The organism is Bacillus cereus group sp. N12 (assembly GCF_016483575.1).
Classification (GTDB): Bacteria; Bacillota; Bacilli; order Bacillales; family Bacillaceae_G; genus Bacillus_A; species Bacillus_A toyonensis.
This window is the reverse complement of record NZ_JAEHBO010000021.1, coordinates 53,173-67,068: the sequence shown is the minus strand read 5'-3', so window position 1 is coordinate 67,068 and position 13,896 is coordinate 53,173. Positions and strand designations below refer to the sequence as shown.

Below are 13,896 nucleotides of genomic sequence, written 5' to 3'. Positions count from 1 at the left end.
TTCTAGCTTCGTCGGCAGCGTCAGATGTGTATAAGAGACAGATTTATAATAATACCGAAAAATACGGTATAATATAAATTACTGTTCTTTGGGAGGGTTATAATGTCTGATAAGTATAAAATTTTCATTCTTATTGTTACCGCATTTTTTTCTTTCTTTTCCTTAATAAAAGATTTCCGCAACACTTCAAAAAGTTTCTTTTGGGGTAGTTTTGTAATTCTTACAAGCTTCATAATACTTTTAACACTCGCTTTAGATTTAACTCAAATAATCCTATATTCAACGCAGATAGCGCTTGAGATTATTACAATACCACGTAAACTATTTCTACCATCTGTCACTGAGGCCGCTAGTTTTTACTAACAACTCGTAATTCTACAAAAACACATAAATTACATACCTGAACAACTGTATATTCCACCCTTTTTGTAACTTAACTACGTTTAATCTGCATTTTTGCAACCTAAAACGCTATTCATATGTTTTACCAGAGATTCAAGGTGATACTGTCAAAGCATTTAATGAAAGACTATTGGGTTTAGCGATGTTTACAATCATGAAAAATGCGGTTTCTCTTTTCTAAAGAAACCGCACCACATGAATATTATTATTAAATTTTAAACTGACTCGTATACAATTCAAAGTAAAACCCTCGATCCTCCATGAGAGATTCATGATTCCCTTTTTCTAAAATACTCCCATCCTTTATAACGAGGATTTGATCTGCCTTTTCAATCGTTTTGAGTCGATGAGCGATTACGAAACTCGTTCTACCTCTCATTAAATTGTTTAATCCTGCTTGAATTTGCAATTCTGTTCTCGTATCAATATTAGATGTCGCTTCATCAAGAATTAATATGTCTGCATCTGCTAAAATTGCCCTTGCAATCGCAAGAAGTTGTCTTTGTCCTTGACTTAAATTCGATCCTTCTGAAGCAATCTCTGTTTCATATTGTTTCGGTAAATGTTTAATAAAAGAATGTGCCGATGCAGCCTTTGCTGCATTGATTACTTCTTCATCACTTGCATGTAATCGTCCATAACGGATATTATCCATGATTGTCCCAGCAAATAAATACGTATCTTGTAAAACTACTCCTATTTTACTTCGCAAAGAATTGATATCATAATCTTTTATATTTTTTCCATCAATATGAATTTGCCCTTGCTGTATATCATAAAATCGAGTTAATAAGTTTATGATTGTTGTTTTTCCCGATCCCGTTGGACCAACTAAAGCAATTGTCTCTCCAGGCTGTGCCTTAAGACTTACTTCTTTTAAAATTGTTTTATTTTCCACATAACCAAACGAAACATTCTCAAGTTCAACATGCCCTTGTATATTTTGTACAATGAATGCGTCTTTTTTATTTTGAATTTCTGGTACCTCATCCATAATTTCAAAAACTCGTTCTCCCCCCGCAACTGCCGCTTGAATCGTATTCATTAACGTTGCAAATTGACTTAGTGGTCTTGAGAATTGACGAGAATAATTAATAAACGCCGCAATGACACCTACTGTTGTCATACCGTTTAATACCATAACGGATCCAGTCCCAATTACAAGCCCCATTCCTAAGTTATTAATAAAGTTCATACTCGGAAAAATAAAAGCTGAAAATGTATCAGCCTTCGTTGCTGAAATTCTTAGTTGTTCATTAATTTTATTGAAATTTTGTACGGTTTCTTTTTCTTTCCCGTATAACGTTGTAACATCCGCGCCTGTTATAGCTTCTTCAATAAAACCATTTAATTCTCCTAAATCTTTTTGACGCTTTGCAAAGTTTTTACCACTATATGCAACAAGTTTTTTTGTAACGAAAAACATAATAGGTACTGTAATTAAAGTTACAAGTGCCAAAATCCAATTTAATGAGAACATCGCAATCGTCACACCTATAAAGGTTAAAGCTGATGAAATAATCTGTACGACACTTTGCGTCAACGCTTGATTTAAATTGTCAATATCATTTGTCACACGGCTCATTAAATCACCTTGAGAACGTACATCAAAGAACCGTAAAGAAAGCGTTTGGATTTTCTCAAATATATCTTGTCGTATTTTTTGAATTGTCTTTAATGCAACATTAATCATGACATACGTTTGTAACCATGTTAAAAGCACCGTTACACCGTAAATTGCAATAAGTAACATACACATTCTTGCCGTACCGTTTAAATCTTTCGGTACAATATATTGATCTATAATTACTCCCATAAAATATGGACCTAATAACCCAAGTAATGTCGTAACAAATACTAGAAATATAACGAACATTAGAGCAGCTTTTTCATACCCCATATAGTTCCAAATCCGTTTTACAGTTCCTTTAGTATTTTTAACTTTTCCACTCTTAGGTGCGTTACGTCCACCTTTATTAGCAAATTGTCCTTGAAAATTACGCATGTTCTTTCCCACCTTCTTTATGCAAATTACCACCTTGGGAAAGATAAATTTCCTGATATACCTCACATTGTTCTAGCAGTTGTTCATGTGTACCATCACCAACTAATTCACCATTATCTAATACGAGAATTTTATCAGCATCTATTATAGATGCGATTTTAGAAGCAATTAATAATATCGTTGTTCCTTTATATTCTGTTCTTAATGCCGATTGAATGTTCGCTTCTGATTTCGCATCAACTGCTGATGTAGAATCATCTAATATAAGAATAGATGGTTTTCTCACAAGCGCTCTTGCAATGGATACACGTTGTTTTTGTCCACCTGATAAATTCGTCGCACCTTGTGTTAAATTATAATGATACGATTCTTCCAACTTGTTAATAAACTCAGTCGCACACGCAGATGAAGCTGCTGTTTCCAATTCATCGTGTGTTGCATCTTCTTTACCGTAACGTAAATTCTCTTCTATACTTCCTGAGAACAACAATGCCTTTTGAGGTACAAAACCTATTGAAGCACGTAATTTTTGTAAATCGTACCTCTTAACATTTATTCCGTCAATACAAATTTCACCTTGCTCAATATCATATAAGCGTGGTAGCAGTTTAGCTAAAGTAGACTTACCACTCCCTGTAGAACCGATAATCCCTACTTTTTCACCTTTACGTATGCTGAATGAAATATCTTTTAAAACGTATTCATTATTTTTCGTATAACTATAACTAACATCTCTAAAATCAATATTCCCTTCGATTTTCTCAGGTTCAATTGCGTTAGCTTCGTTCATAATATCAACTTCAGTATTTAAGACTTGTTGTACACGATCCGCAGATGGAAAAGCTCGAGCAATTTGAATAAATACCATACTAATAGACATAAGTGCCATTAAAATGATATTCAAATAGTTAATAAATGCTAAAATCGCACCTACTTGAAGAGTTCCATTAAATACTTTTTCTCCACCAATCCATAGTGTTGCGACAATTCCACCACTGACAACTAGCATAATAATTGGCATCATTAAGGAAATAAGCTGCACAGCTCGAATATTTATCTTCGTTAAATTTGTATTCACATTTCCAAACTGAGAAATTTCATATTTTTGTCTTACATACGCTTTTATAACACGTACACCAGATAAATTTTCTTGTAACTTTGTATTCACTTTATCTAATGCTTCTTGCACCTTTTTAAACGTTCCACTCGCTTTACTTGCAATTAAAATAATCGCCAGTAATAAAATTGGTACAACTACAAGTAATATTGGAAATAACTCTCGCGCTGTTACAAAAACAATAATTATACTTCCGATAAATAACAAAGGGCCACGAACGAGAACACGTAATGTCATCGTCATCGCCGATTGAATTGATGTAATATCATTTGTCACAATCGTTAATAATTTTCCGGTTCCAAATGCATCCCGATTTTTACTAGAAAATGTTTCTATTTTTGTAAACACATCTTTTCGTATGTCTGTAGCGAAATTTACAGCTGCTTTTGTAGAATACATCATACACCCAAGTCCTCCAACTAACCCAAGTGCCGCTGCTCCTAACATAAGAAGCCCCATTTTTATTACATAATTCAAATCCCTATTTGCAATCCCGACATCAATAATATGTTGCATAATAGTCGGTTGAATTAAGTCCATCGCAACCTCAAGTACCATAAATAGCGGTCCAATAATAGCGAAGAACATGTATGGTTTTAAATACTGTAATAGCTTGCGAAATGATTTCATACATAATCTCCTTTTTCCATGAAATTACCACTGAGTAATTCATATCCCTCCTTATTTAAACCCTATAGTTTGTAATTTCTTCTTTACTTTTATTATATTATGCAAATTAATATTTAACATTATTAAATGATAAGCATTAATGACTTTTCGGTCAATAAATGTGCTTTATAAATATACAAATACAAAAACCGCATTCTTAATGAAAAGAATGCGGTTTTTTATCTATATTTCTTCAATTGTAAAATCGAAAAACTCAGTCTCAAATCCTTTATTTTTAGAAGGACTACACGTGTAAAAGCCTATTTTAACAGGCTCATTCCCTATATCCTCCATTAAATGAGCGATTCTTATTTGTTCCCATCGCTGACTTATTTTCACATATATTGAATAATCACCGCGTTTTCGAATAATTCGAAAACGAAGTTGTTGCTTAGCTGCTTCAGTTGGATAATCTTGCGTTGACCAGTCAGAATATCCATTATTCGTTACGACAGCACCTAAATGAGATGGCCCCTCAGGGATATATTCTAAAGAAGTTTTTAACCAACAGTTCTCCGAAATCATAACAAAAAGACCTGCTTGATCGTATGTCGCATTTGGATTCATACGTAACTGAACTTCAGCCTGAAAATCTGTCATAATCTCATTATAAAATACATGACCATTCATTATTTCAAAGCCATAATGTGTTTTCAGCCAAAAATCTGTTTCTGCCTTCGAATGGACAATGAATGTATGATTTTCTTCCAGTTTGTAATATTCAGGTACATTCATTACGGTAAGTTGCTCAATATGATTTGGTATATATGATGTTTTCATAATTCCTCCATAAAAAAGCAATTAAATCAATATTTAAAACTCGGTTAACACCGGGAATTTATAACCTTTAAAATCTAATTCCTTATTACTTCGAACCATTAAATACTTACTAGTCTGTAATTCTGTATATTGTACATCATCAATTCCTAATTGATCTGGGCAAAAATAAAATTCAATCTCCTTAAATTCCCCAGAGATTTCCTCACATAATTCATCTAAAATCGGAAGTACCGGAGCAAATACTCCATATAATTTTAGTTTTTGATTTTCTATTGTAAAAACAATCAACGTATCTAATTTCTCTGAATAATATAGGTTTTCATTCCATGTTGAATCATACATATTTAAATAAAACGAAGAGCGGTAATTTAACGTTGAAAATGTATTAGAAAGCCTTTGGCCATTTTCAATCATCTCATGTATTAATTGTCTATCCTCTTCATTATAAAAATCTAACTTTTTAATTTGAGAATCTTTATCACTCTTGTTTTCGTATGATACTTTCATCAAATATTCTTGCACAATTTGAAAACCAAATGGTTTATATAGTTCTGGATTTTCAGTAAATAAAAGCGCACACTCACATTGCTCATCAATTTCTTCTATCATCTTACTAAACAATTGTTTCATTAACCCTTGTCGACGATGATTCGGATGTGTCATTACCGATTGAATACCCACTGCATTTATTTTTTCACCATTCATTAAAAGCGGAAGTGAAAATGCAGCAACATTCGCAATCACTTTGTTATCTTGTAAAAATGATAAAGCTTTATATGTATAATCCCAATATCCTTTCTCCGTAAAATCACGTAATGTTTGACTTTCAATACCAAACACTTCTTCAAATAAAGGAAATAACTGCTCTCTTTTCGGTTCTTCTATTAGAAGATTTGCAAATTTTTCAACATTCCCCATGTTGTCCCTCCATACTTCAATTCCATAAAATTATATATGGTTATATGACCTGACCTTAAAATAATAGGTCTTACAAATCAATATACTATCATAAAATATAAAAAAATAATCCAATTAATTTTATGTTTTCGCAATTAGAAAAAAAGTCGAATAAAACAATATTAAGATTTTTGTATATTAATAAGGTTATTATATAAAAACAGTGCTTTCTAGTTAGTTTTTACTAATAGAAATGCACTATTTATAAAAATATTTTTTTATTCTTTTATTCCTTCAAGCCTCTCCTTCGTATTTATTTCTTCTCCCCTCAGTCGCTTTTCAAATGTCTTTCTCCAACTAGTAGAAAGTGCATGTACTTCTAAAATTCTCTTTATCCCTTCTATATTTTGTTTTTCCTTATGCATAATACGATTAGCAAACGCTACTGTAATACTTATTGGATCAGACTTCAGCAACTTTAACGTATCAACTGGCGACACCCACCCTTCTTTTAATACACGAAAATAAAATCCTGTATATCCTGTTTCTTGAAAATACAGTGGTAACTTTGGAATATTGTATTTCTTAGCTAACTTAAAACAAGGTTGCCTTGGTTGCGTTACTTGTACTATCGCTTCTCCGATCTCAAACGTATCACCGATACAAACATCCTCTTCACGCATACCACTTACTGTTATATTTTCTCCGAATGCTCCATATTCAAGGTCTTGATTCAATGTTTCTTCCCAATAACTATAATGTTCCCCGGAATACACACAAACCGCTTTATCCACCCCTCCATGATGAACTAAATCCGCCTGACCATCACCTTTAAATTTTAAAAATGATAAATATATAGGTTCCTTTGTTTTCGTTTTATTTATACCCGTATGAATTAATTTTCCTCCATACATAACTTCTTTTGGGAATCCTATATTTAGTGATAGTACCTCATATAATTTATTCATCATAATTGCCTCTCTCACTTTCCGCACAATTTTTTAAAAGATTGATTTATTATTTCAAAACCTTTATCAATTTCTTCATTTGAAATAACAAGAGGCGGTAAAAAACGTAGTACATTATCAAATATCCCTGCCCCAATACTTATAAGCCCATTCTTCCAGAATTCATCAATTAATTGTACTGTTAGTTCTTTTGCTGGTTCTTTTGTTATGCGATCCGTTACAAGTTCCATTGCTACCATTGCACCAATTCCACGAACGTCACCTATGACTTCGTATTTTAATTGCATTGCATGTAAATGTGACATTATTCTATTTCCAATTTGTTGAGCTCTTTCAACTAGATTTTCTTCTTCCATAATTTCAAATACAGCAAGACCGGCTGCGCATGATAACGGACTTCCAGCAAAGGTCCCACCGATTTGACCCCTTCCAGGAACATCCATAAACTCAGCGCGCCCAACAATCGCACTTAATGGTAAGCCTCCAGCTATTGATTTTGATAATGCAATAATGTCAGGTTCTATATTAAAATGTTCCGTTGCAAACCATTTTCCAGTTCTGCCAAATCCAGTTTGCACTTCATCCATGATCATTAAAATGCCATATTGATCACAAATTTCCCGGATTCGTTTTACAAATAAAATGGAAGGAACAATAAATCCCCCTTCTCCTTGTACTGGTTCCATTACGATTGCCGCTACTTTTTCAGGTGATACTTCCTCTAAAAATTTTTCAAACTGATAGATGACTTGAGAATCCACTTCTTCAGAAGAAACTCCTTCTGCAGCTCTGTAATAGTACGGATACGACAATATATGCATGTCTGAAACGAACGGGCCAAATCCTGTTTTATATGGGTTTTCTTTCGTTGATAAAGACATCGTCATTAATGTTCTCCCATGAAACCCTCGTTCAAACGAAATTACTTTACTTCTCCCGGTTACTTTACGTGCGATTTTTACAGCATTTTCAATCGCTTCCGCACCACTATTTGCAAACATCGTTTTTTTCTTACTTGTTCCTGGTATTTTTTCATTAATTTTCTCTGCTAAAGCAATATAGTTTTCATATGGAGTTACATGAAAACAAGGATGAATAAATGACTTTGCTTGTTCTTGTACCGCTCTTACAACTTTCGGATGACAATGACCAACATTTTGCATTCCAATACCACCAGCAAAATCAATAAACTGATTCCCATCTACATCTGTAATGATCGCTCCGCTAGCTTTTTTTACATATAAAGGCGTTAAATGATATATTCCTGTCGGTACTGCCTCCTCATACCTTTTTTGAAGTACTTGTGAATAACTGCCTGGTAATACGCTCGATTTCAACAATTCCTCTTCACCTCATCTAATCTTTATCATCAATCTATTTCTAATAAAGTGATTATAAATCGCACAAAATCATTGTTCAATTCAATTATTTATATAATAATGATAGGTATATCCTATGATTAAATTTGAGGTGATTCCAATCGAATTACGACAATTAGAATACTTTTTAGCTGTTTCGAAAGAATTGCATTTCACAAAGGCAGCCGAAAAATTAAACATTTCCCAACCTTCACTAAGTCAACAAATACGTGCGTTAGAACATGAAGTAGGAATGCCACTTTTCGATCGAATTGGTAAAAAGATATCTTTAACTGAAGCAGGAAAGATTTTATTATCACATAGTAAAACCATTTTTCATGAAGTCGAACAAGCCCGTTCTGCTATCCAGGACTTAAATGGACTACAGTACGGATCCTTAACAATCGGCTCATTATTAACCGTTGTAAATTATTTACTACCGCCAACCCTTTTACACTTCAATAATCTTTATCCAAACATTGAGCTTTCTGTGTTAGGACTTCGCACAGGAGAAATTCGCGAAAAATTGTTACAAAACGAATTAGATATTGGTATTACATTTCTCCCGGTACAAGATAAAGAAATTGTTTCTATCCCGCTATATAAAAGTGAACTTACATTAGTTATTCCAATCGGTCATCCTTTAAGTGAGCTTGATCACGTGTCTATTAAAGAATTACAGAACTACCCTTTAATCCTTCTACCAAAAAACTTTTATTTAACAGAACTACTTACGACCTATTGTCAAAACTTTAGCTTCAAACCAAAACCAATTTTAGAAATTAGTACGATGGAATCTTTAATTCAAATGGTTTCAAAAGGTATGGGAATTACAGTGTTACCCAAACCGTATATAGACTTTTTGCAAAACGAAAACATTCAAGCTATTAAAATAGAAGATCCTACTCCAACTATAGATATAGGACTGATTTATAGAAAAGATAAATATATGTGCGCTGCAACTCGAGAATTTATTGAGCAACTAAAAATAACAGTACATTCTTTACAAAACTAATGGATATTTATAAAAACACTATAAAAACTAATTTATTTTAAATTCTCACTAAAATAAGAACTAGGATACTTTTACAATCAATAGTTTCCTAGTTCTTATAATACATGTGTATCTCTATACTAAATGATTCCCTTTTCCACCAACGTCTCTGCGATTTGAACTGAATTCCAAGCCGCACCTTTTAACAAATTATCGGAAACGATCCAAAGATGGAATCCTTTTGGCGTATCAGGGTCTTTCCTAATTCTTCCGACAAACGTATCTATTTTCCCTTCTGCATATAATGGCATTGGATACAGCTGTTCACTAGGGTTATCTTGTAAAATAACACCTGGTGCATCGAGCAGTACTTCTTTAATTTCTGTAACAGTTGTTTCTTTTTCAAGTTCTATATAAACTGATTCTGAATGACCTGATACAACTGGAACACGTACACAAGTAGCTGCCATTTTCAGGTTTGGGTCTTCTAAAATTTTCTTCGTCTCTTGAATCATCTTTACTTCTTCAAAAGTGAAATCATTATCAGTGAATATATCTACTTGAGGCAGTACATTAAACGCAATTGGATAATGCTTTTTATCTTTTTTCACTGGTAATATAGCACTTTCCACTTCTTCACCTGTAAGCATCGACTTAGCTTGTTCTTTTAATTCATGAATCGCATGAATTCCAGAACCTGATACAGCTTGATAAGTGGAAACGATAATTCGTTCTAAACCGAATGATTTTCGGATTGGCTGAAGAGCTGTTACCATCTGTAATGCTGAACAATTCGGAACTGCAATAATACCGTTATGCTCCTTTAAAGTGTGTGAATTAACCTCTGGAACAACGAGCGGTACATCGTGCACCATTCGATACTCACTTGTGTTATCAATTACGATTGCGCCACTAGAAACTGCGTGATTTACAAATTGTCTAGACACTTCTCCTCCAGCACTGAAAAAGGCAATATCTACACTTTCAAAACTAGTTGTTTTTGCCTCTTGTATTGTAATCTCTCGCCCTTTAAATTTTACTTTCTTACCAGCAGATCGTTTTGACGAAAGGAATATAACTTCAGCTATATTAAACTTTGTTTCTTGTTCTAACAGTTCAATAATTTTCTGACCTACTGCACCTGTAGCTCCAACAACAGCTACATGATAGCTCTTTTTACTCATTTTTTCTCCTCCAATACTGCTTACATGAATTTCCCCACAACATAATATTAAAAGAAATTTAATCATTTGAAAAATTGAAATACATGATATAATCATTCACAAATCATGATATTAAAAGAGGGGTCACTTATGGAAATGAGACATGTTAAAACATTTTGTGCCATTGTTAAGCATGGCGGTTTTTCTAAAGCTGCTCTTGCATTAGGTTATGCGCAATCTACTGTTACAGGGCATATAAAAGCATTAGAAAACGACTTACATATCCCTCTTTTCGATCGATTAGGGAAAAAAGTACTTCTTACAAAAGCAGGTCATCAATTTCATCCTTATGCATTAGAATTACTTGCTGTTTATGAAAAAGCACAAGAAATCCCTCAAAATAATGATTATTTGGAAGGGACGTTAAGTATTACATCTAACGAATCGTTAGCAGTGTACCGTTTACCACAATTATTACGTACTTACAAACAGCAAAATCCGAAAGTAAATATCGTTCTTGAGACTACTACAAATGAACATGCACTGCAAAAGCTACATGAAGGAGAAACAGATGTTATCTTCTTAATTGGTGAAAGTATAGCACATAACGATTTTATTATACGTACTTTTGGTAATGAAACATTCGGATGGATTTTACCTATTCATTCCCCCGTACAGGAAAATCCATTTCGTTTATTACAGGATACTCAGTTTATTTTTACAGAACAAAGCTGCGGTTATCGGCCAATGGTCGATCGTTTTTTGCGTCAAAGCGGAAATATTCTAGAAAAAACATTTGAAACTTCTAATGTTGAAGTCATTAAACAAGCTGTTATGTGTGAGTTAGGAATTTCAATTCTTCCTTACATCGTTGTACAAGAGAATTGTCAAAAGGAACAAATACGTTTTCAACCTATCGAAACTCCAGCCGTTATTCAAAGTCATGTAATCTATCATAAATCTAGATGGATTTCCCCGGTACTACAGTCGTTTCTTTCCTTACTAGAGCGAGGCTAAATTATTAAAAATGTGCACAAAAAAAGAGTAACTGCCTAAAAAGCACTTACTCTTTTTCATTGATACGTATATTATTTATTAGCCTGTCCCCCACCTGCAATTAATTTACTACCTGAATATGTACCTTTTTGCATAAACACTTGATTAATTAATTCTTTTTGTTCAGCTTGCGACATTATTCCTTTTCCTTCTCCTAAATTCCCACTTTGCAATTTCCAAATTTTATTATGATCCACATCAACCTTTTCATATTTCCCTTGTTTCCATCGTTCTAAAATATCCACATATGTATTTTTTTGTGCAACATCATTACTATTTATAATTTCAAGTAAACTTTCAATACGTTCTTGTGTGATAAAAATATAGCCCCATTTTTGTTCAGCTTTCGTTTTTTGGTGTGCCATTTCATGTAACGCTGTTTGTATGTTCTCATCTGTCCATTTAAAATTTTTATTAAAACCACTATTAGGTAATGAATGATTGCCATTTTCTAAAAGCTTCGCATCTTCGGCTTTTACATTACTATCAGCTAGCACTTCTACTGCCGGAGCTGCTGGCGTTGACTTTTTCGCAACTGGTTTACTATTATTCAAATAATAAAGCATACCATATGTTAAACCTACTCCGATTACTGCCATACCAGCTATAATACCGATTATTTTAAATAGTGTTTTCATCTCGCTTATTTCCTCCCAAATATCTCTGTTCTTACTACCTCATTATTTCTTATATAAAACAGTTCCTTCATTCAAAATAGTTCATCCCATCCCCTACCATATTATTTATATATATTTCCTTATATTGTATTTCTTTTTTTGTGAAATTGAAAGATTATTCCGTCAAAACCCGAAAATATTCTACAAAATTTCCCTTTATATTTATATGGAAACAAAAAACAACGAGCGCCTTCTACAACACTCGTTGTTTTTACTTTATGCACGATTTTCTTTTAACCACTCCGTAATAGCATCTAACCTCGAAACATCAAAACGTCTATCTTCACATACGTTTAAGCTGTTTAAACTTTTCACAATTTCTAATTCATTCGACTTTATACTTTTTGCTTCAATCAATTTACAGTACCCGTCTGTGACGGTATTTAAATTTTCATAATAACACTGCAACGATTTTGATATATGTAAATGTTTTTCAAAGTTTCTTCTGCTTCTCGTCTCATCAAATTCTTTTCGTTTTCTAAGTTCTTCATCAATTGTTTTCTAGTTCACGGCATGTTGTACTTTTCCCAACAGCACTCGCTCCCCTCAAACGCTATAATTCCCATAGTTTCTCCCACTTTCATTAACTAAAATCTCGTTGTTTCGCTCTTCTCCCCCATAACTGTCTCCATAAAACAATTGAAGCGATAGAAAGCATTATTGTTGTAATAATACTACCTTCAATCCCAAATGAGCCTCCATGAAGGACTTCATTGCCATTTTTTACAGGTTTAAATAGTGGTGTTGAATATATCGTCATTCCACTAACGGCAAAGCCATAAACGTTATATTGTGCCCAATTCCAAATGGAATGCCATGCACAAATCCCCCAAAGACTACTGTCCTTTAAAACGTAAAAAGCTGCAAATACGCCAACTAATATTATATTCGATATTGAAAGAATTGTAATTCCTGGATTAAGCAAATGAAGAAAACCAAATAAAAAGGACGTCACAACAATTCCAATCCATATACGGCTTCTAACAGAAAGAACTGGGAATAACCAACCTCTTACAACAATTTCTTCAGTGGCCCCTTGTATTAAAAATGCGACTAAAGATCCTACAATACCAAATATAACTGTCATCGTAATTTCTTGCATTTGTAGTTTTACATTTCCTGTTAATATGAGTAAAATTACTGGTATCGAAATGAAAATAAACCCTATTAGTGCCCCTCTCAAATACTTTCTCATCCATTGCTCATTCCAAAAACCAATAGATGAAAACGACCTTTTCTCTACAAATTTAATCCATAAAAACACAAAAAATATAGCCCCGCCAAACGTTAATATCATCTCAATATTGCTATAAATTACCTTCATAAAAGTTGTTTCTGTTTTCGGTAAAAACAGCATAAATAACATAAACAATTCACCTAAAGTTAAAAATACAATTGCAAGTATAACAGCAAAGACAGGGTGTACTTTCCTTCTTCCTTCTTTTGCTGCTTCGATTATTTTAAATTGTTTATTTTGCAATATTCATCCTCCTAATTATTGTAATCATCTTTACTCTTAAAAAATATACCGTTTCCTTTAAACATACTTTTTTATATAAATGATTTCTGTTTGGAATACATTCAGATTAGGAATAATATATAAATAAAAGAGATGTCTTTGTGCGTTTTACCATTATCGCCCAAATTACTCACTCGTATTACCAGCACTTGCTATTTCACACCATTTGTTGTAAGATAGTAATTAAGGTCAATTTAACAATATATTTTCTTTGCATATTATCAAGTATCAATCAGGACCATTTCGTACTCCTTATGGGTTTTTGATAATATGTGAACTTTTATTTTCATT

12 protein-coding genes and 1 pseudogene are annotated in these 13,896 nt (G+C 33.1%); 3 read left to right on the top strand and 10 right to left on the bottom strand.

Features of this window, described 5'->3' with window-relative positions; genetic code table 11:
• The first annotated feature begins 102 nt into the window (after positions 1-102).
• Positions 103-363 carry a hypothetical protein gene (locus tag JDS92_RS12925; RefSeq protein WP_098712055.1) on the top strand — a complete coding sequence of 87 codons (261 nt, stop codon included), beginning with the start codon at positions 103-105 and terminating at the stop codon, positions 361-363.
• Between the two features lie 247 nt (positions 364-610).
• On the opposite strand, the gene JDS92_RS12920 is transcribed toward JDS92_RS12925, so the two are convergent.
• From JDS92_RS12920 to gabT, 6 genes are all read right to left on the bottom strand, one after another.
• Entirely contained in the window at positions 611-2,407 is a 1,797-nt protein-coding gene (locus JDS92_RS12920) for an ABC transporter ATP-binding protein (protein WP_098712054.1), read from the bottom strand.
• Positions 2,400-4,154: an ABC transporter ATP-binding protein gene (locus tag JDS92_RS12915; protein ID WP_199632011.1), complete on the bottom strand. Its 1,755-nt coding sequence runs from the start codon at positions 4,152-4,154 to the stop codon at positions 2,400-2,402. Before JDS92_RS12915 ends, JDS92_RS12920 begins: the two co-directional genes overlap by 8 nt.
• 222 nt (positions 4,155-4,376) lie before the next feature.
• Positions 4,377-4,973, bottom strand: coding sequence for a DUF1349 domain-containing protein (locus tag JDS92_RS12910; RefSeq protein ID WP_016108386.1), 597 nt, complete (start codon positions 4,971-4,973; stop codon positions 4,377-4,379).
• A 33-nt stretch (positions 4,974-5,006) separates the two neighbouring features.
• Positions 5,007-5,891 (bottom strand): GNAT family N-acetyltransferase, encoded by an 885-nt coding sequence (locus JDS92_RS12905; protein WP_098712052.1) that lies wholly within the window; start codon positions 5,889-5,891, stop codon positions 5,007-5,009.
• A gap of 257 nt (positions 5,892-6,148) precedes the next feature.
• A complete protein-coding gene (locus JDS92_RS12900; protein ID WP_106081117.1) occupies positions 6,149-6,841 on the bottom strand; it encodes an MOSC domain-containing protein in 693 nt (230 codons plus the stop codon).
• Between the two features lie 11 nt (positions 6,842-6,852).
• Positions 6,853-8,178 (bottom strand): 4-aminobutyrate--2-oxoglutarate transaminase, encoded by a 1,326-nt coding sequence (gene gabT / locus JDS92_RS12895; protein ID WP_098712051.1) that lies wholly within the window; start codon positions 8,176-8,178, stop codon positions 6,853-6,855.
• 130 nt (positions 8,179-8,308) lie between these two features.
• Between gabT and JDS92_RS12890 the strand changes: the two genes are divergently transcribed.
• Positions 8,309-9,211, top strand: a complete 903-nt coding sequence (locus JDS92_RS12890; RefSeq protein WP_080119771.1) for a LysR family transcriptional regulator — start codon at positions 8,309-8,311, stop codon at positions 9,209-9,211.
• Between the two features lie 119 nt (positions 9,212-9,330).
• Here the strand turns inward: JDS92_RS12890 and JDS92_RS12885 are convergent, their stop codons facing one another.
• Positions 9,331-10,374: an aspartate-semialdehyde dehydrogenase gene (locus tag JDS92_RS12885; RefSeq protein ID WP_098712050.1), complete on the bottom strand. Its 1,044-nt coding sequence runs from the start codon at positions 10,372-10,374 to the stop codon at positions 9,331-9,333.
• 105 nt (positions 10,375-10,479) lie between these two features.
• Between JDS92_RS12885 and JDS92_RS12880 the strand changes: the two genes are divergently transcribed.
• Positions 10,480-11,370 carry a LysR family transcriptional regulator gene (locus tag JDS92_RS12880; RefSeq protein ID WP_199632010.1) on the top strand — a complete coding sequence of 297 codons (891 nt, stop codon included), beginning with the start codon at positions 10,480-10,482 and terminating at the stop codon, positions 11,368-11,370.
• Between the two features lie 71 nt (positions 11,371-11,441).
• On the opposite strand, the gene JDS92_RS12875 is transcribed toward JDS92_RS12880, so the two are convergent.
• The 3 genes and pseudogenes from JDS92_RS12875 to JDS92_RS12865 form a co-directional block, all read right to left on the bottom strand.
• Complete coding sequence (locus JDS92_RS12875; protein WP_000853589.1) at positions 11,442-12,047, bottom strand: PRK06770 family protein; 606 nt, start codon at positions 12,045-12,047, stop codon at positions 11,442-11,444.
• A gap of 255 nt (positions 12,048-12,302) precedes the next feature.
• Positions 12,303-12,584: pseudogene (locus tag JDS92_RS12870) on the bottom strand (chloramphenicol acetyltransferase); the annotation flags it as partial.
• A gap of 85 nt (positions 12,585-12,669) precedes the next feature.
• A complete protein-coding gene (locus JDS92_RS12865; RefSeq protein ID WP_098712034.1) occupies positions 12,670-13,566 on the bottom strand; it encodes a CPBP family intramembrane glutamic endopeptidase in 897 nt (298 codons plus the stop codon).
• Positions 13,567-13,896 lie beyond the last annotated feature (330 nt).

Bases quoted from the DNA above. Each gene is read 5' to 3' on its own strand.
- JDS92_RS12925 (WP_098712055.1), top strand. From the start codon at position 103: ATGTCTGATAAGTATAAAATTTTCATTCTTATTGTTACCGCATTTTTT.
- JDS92_RS12920 (WP_098712054.1), bottom strand. From the start codon at position 2,407: ATGCGTAATTTTCAAGGACAATTTGCTAATAAAGGTGGACGTAACGCA.
- JDS92_RS12915 (WP_199632011.1), bottom strand. From the start codon at position 4,154: ATGAAATCATTTCGCAAGCTATTACAGTATTTAAAACCATACATGTTC.
- JDS92_RS12910 (WP_016108386.1), bottom strand. From the start codon at position 4,973: ATGAAAACATCATATATACCAAATCATATTGAGCAACTTACCGTAATG.
- JDS92_RS12905 (WP_098712052.1), bottom strand. From the start codon at position 5,891: ATGGGGAATGTTGAAAAATTTGCAAATCTTCTAATAGAAGAACCGAAA.
- JDS92_RS12900 (WP_106081117.1), bottom strand. From the start codon at position 6,841: ATGATGAATAAATTATATGAGGTACTATCACTAAATATAGGATTCCCA.
- JDS92_RS12885 (WP_098712050.1), bottom strand. From the start codon at position 10,374: ATGAGTAAAAAGAGCTATCATGTAGCTGTTGTTGGAGCTACAGGTGCA.
- JDS92_RS12880 (WP_199632010.1), top strand. From the start codon at position 10,480: ATGATATTAAAAGAGGGGTCACTTATGGAAATGAGACATGTTAAAACA.
- JDS92_RS12875 (WP_000853589.1), bottom strand. From the start codon at position 12,047: ATGAAAACACTATTTAAAATAATCGGTATTATAGCTGGTATGGCAGTA.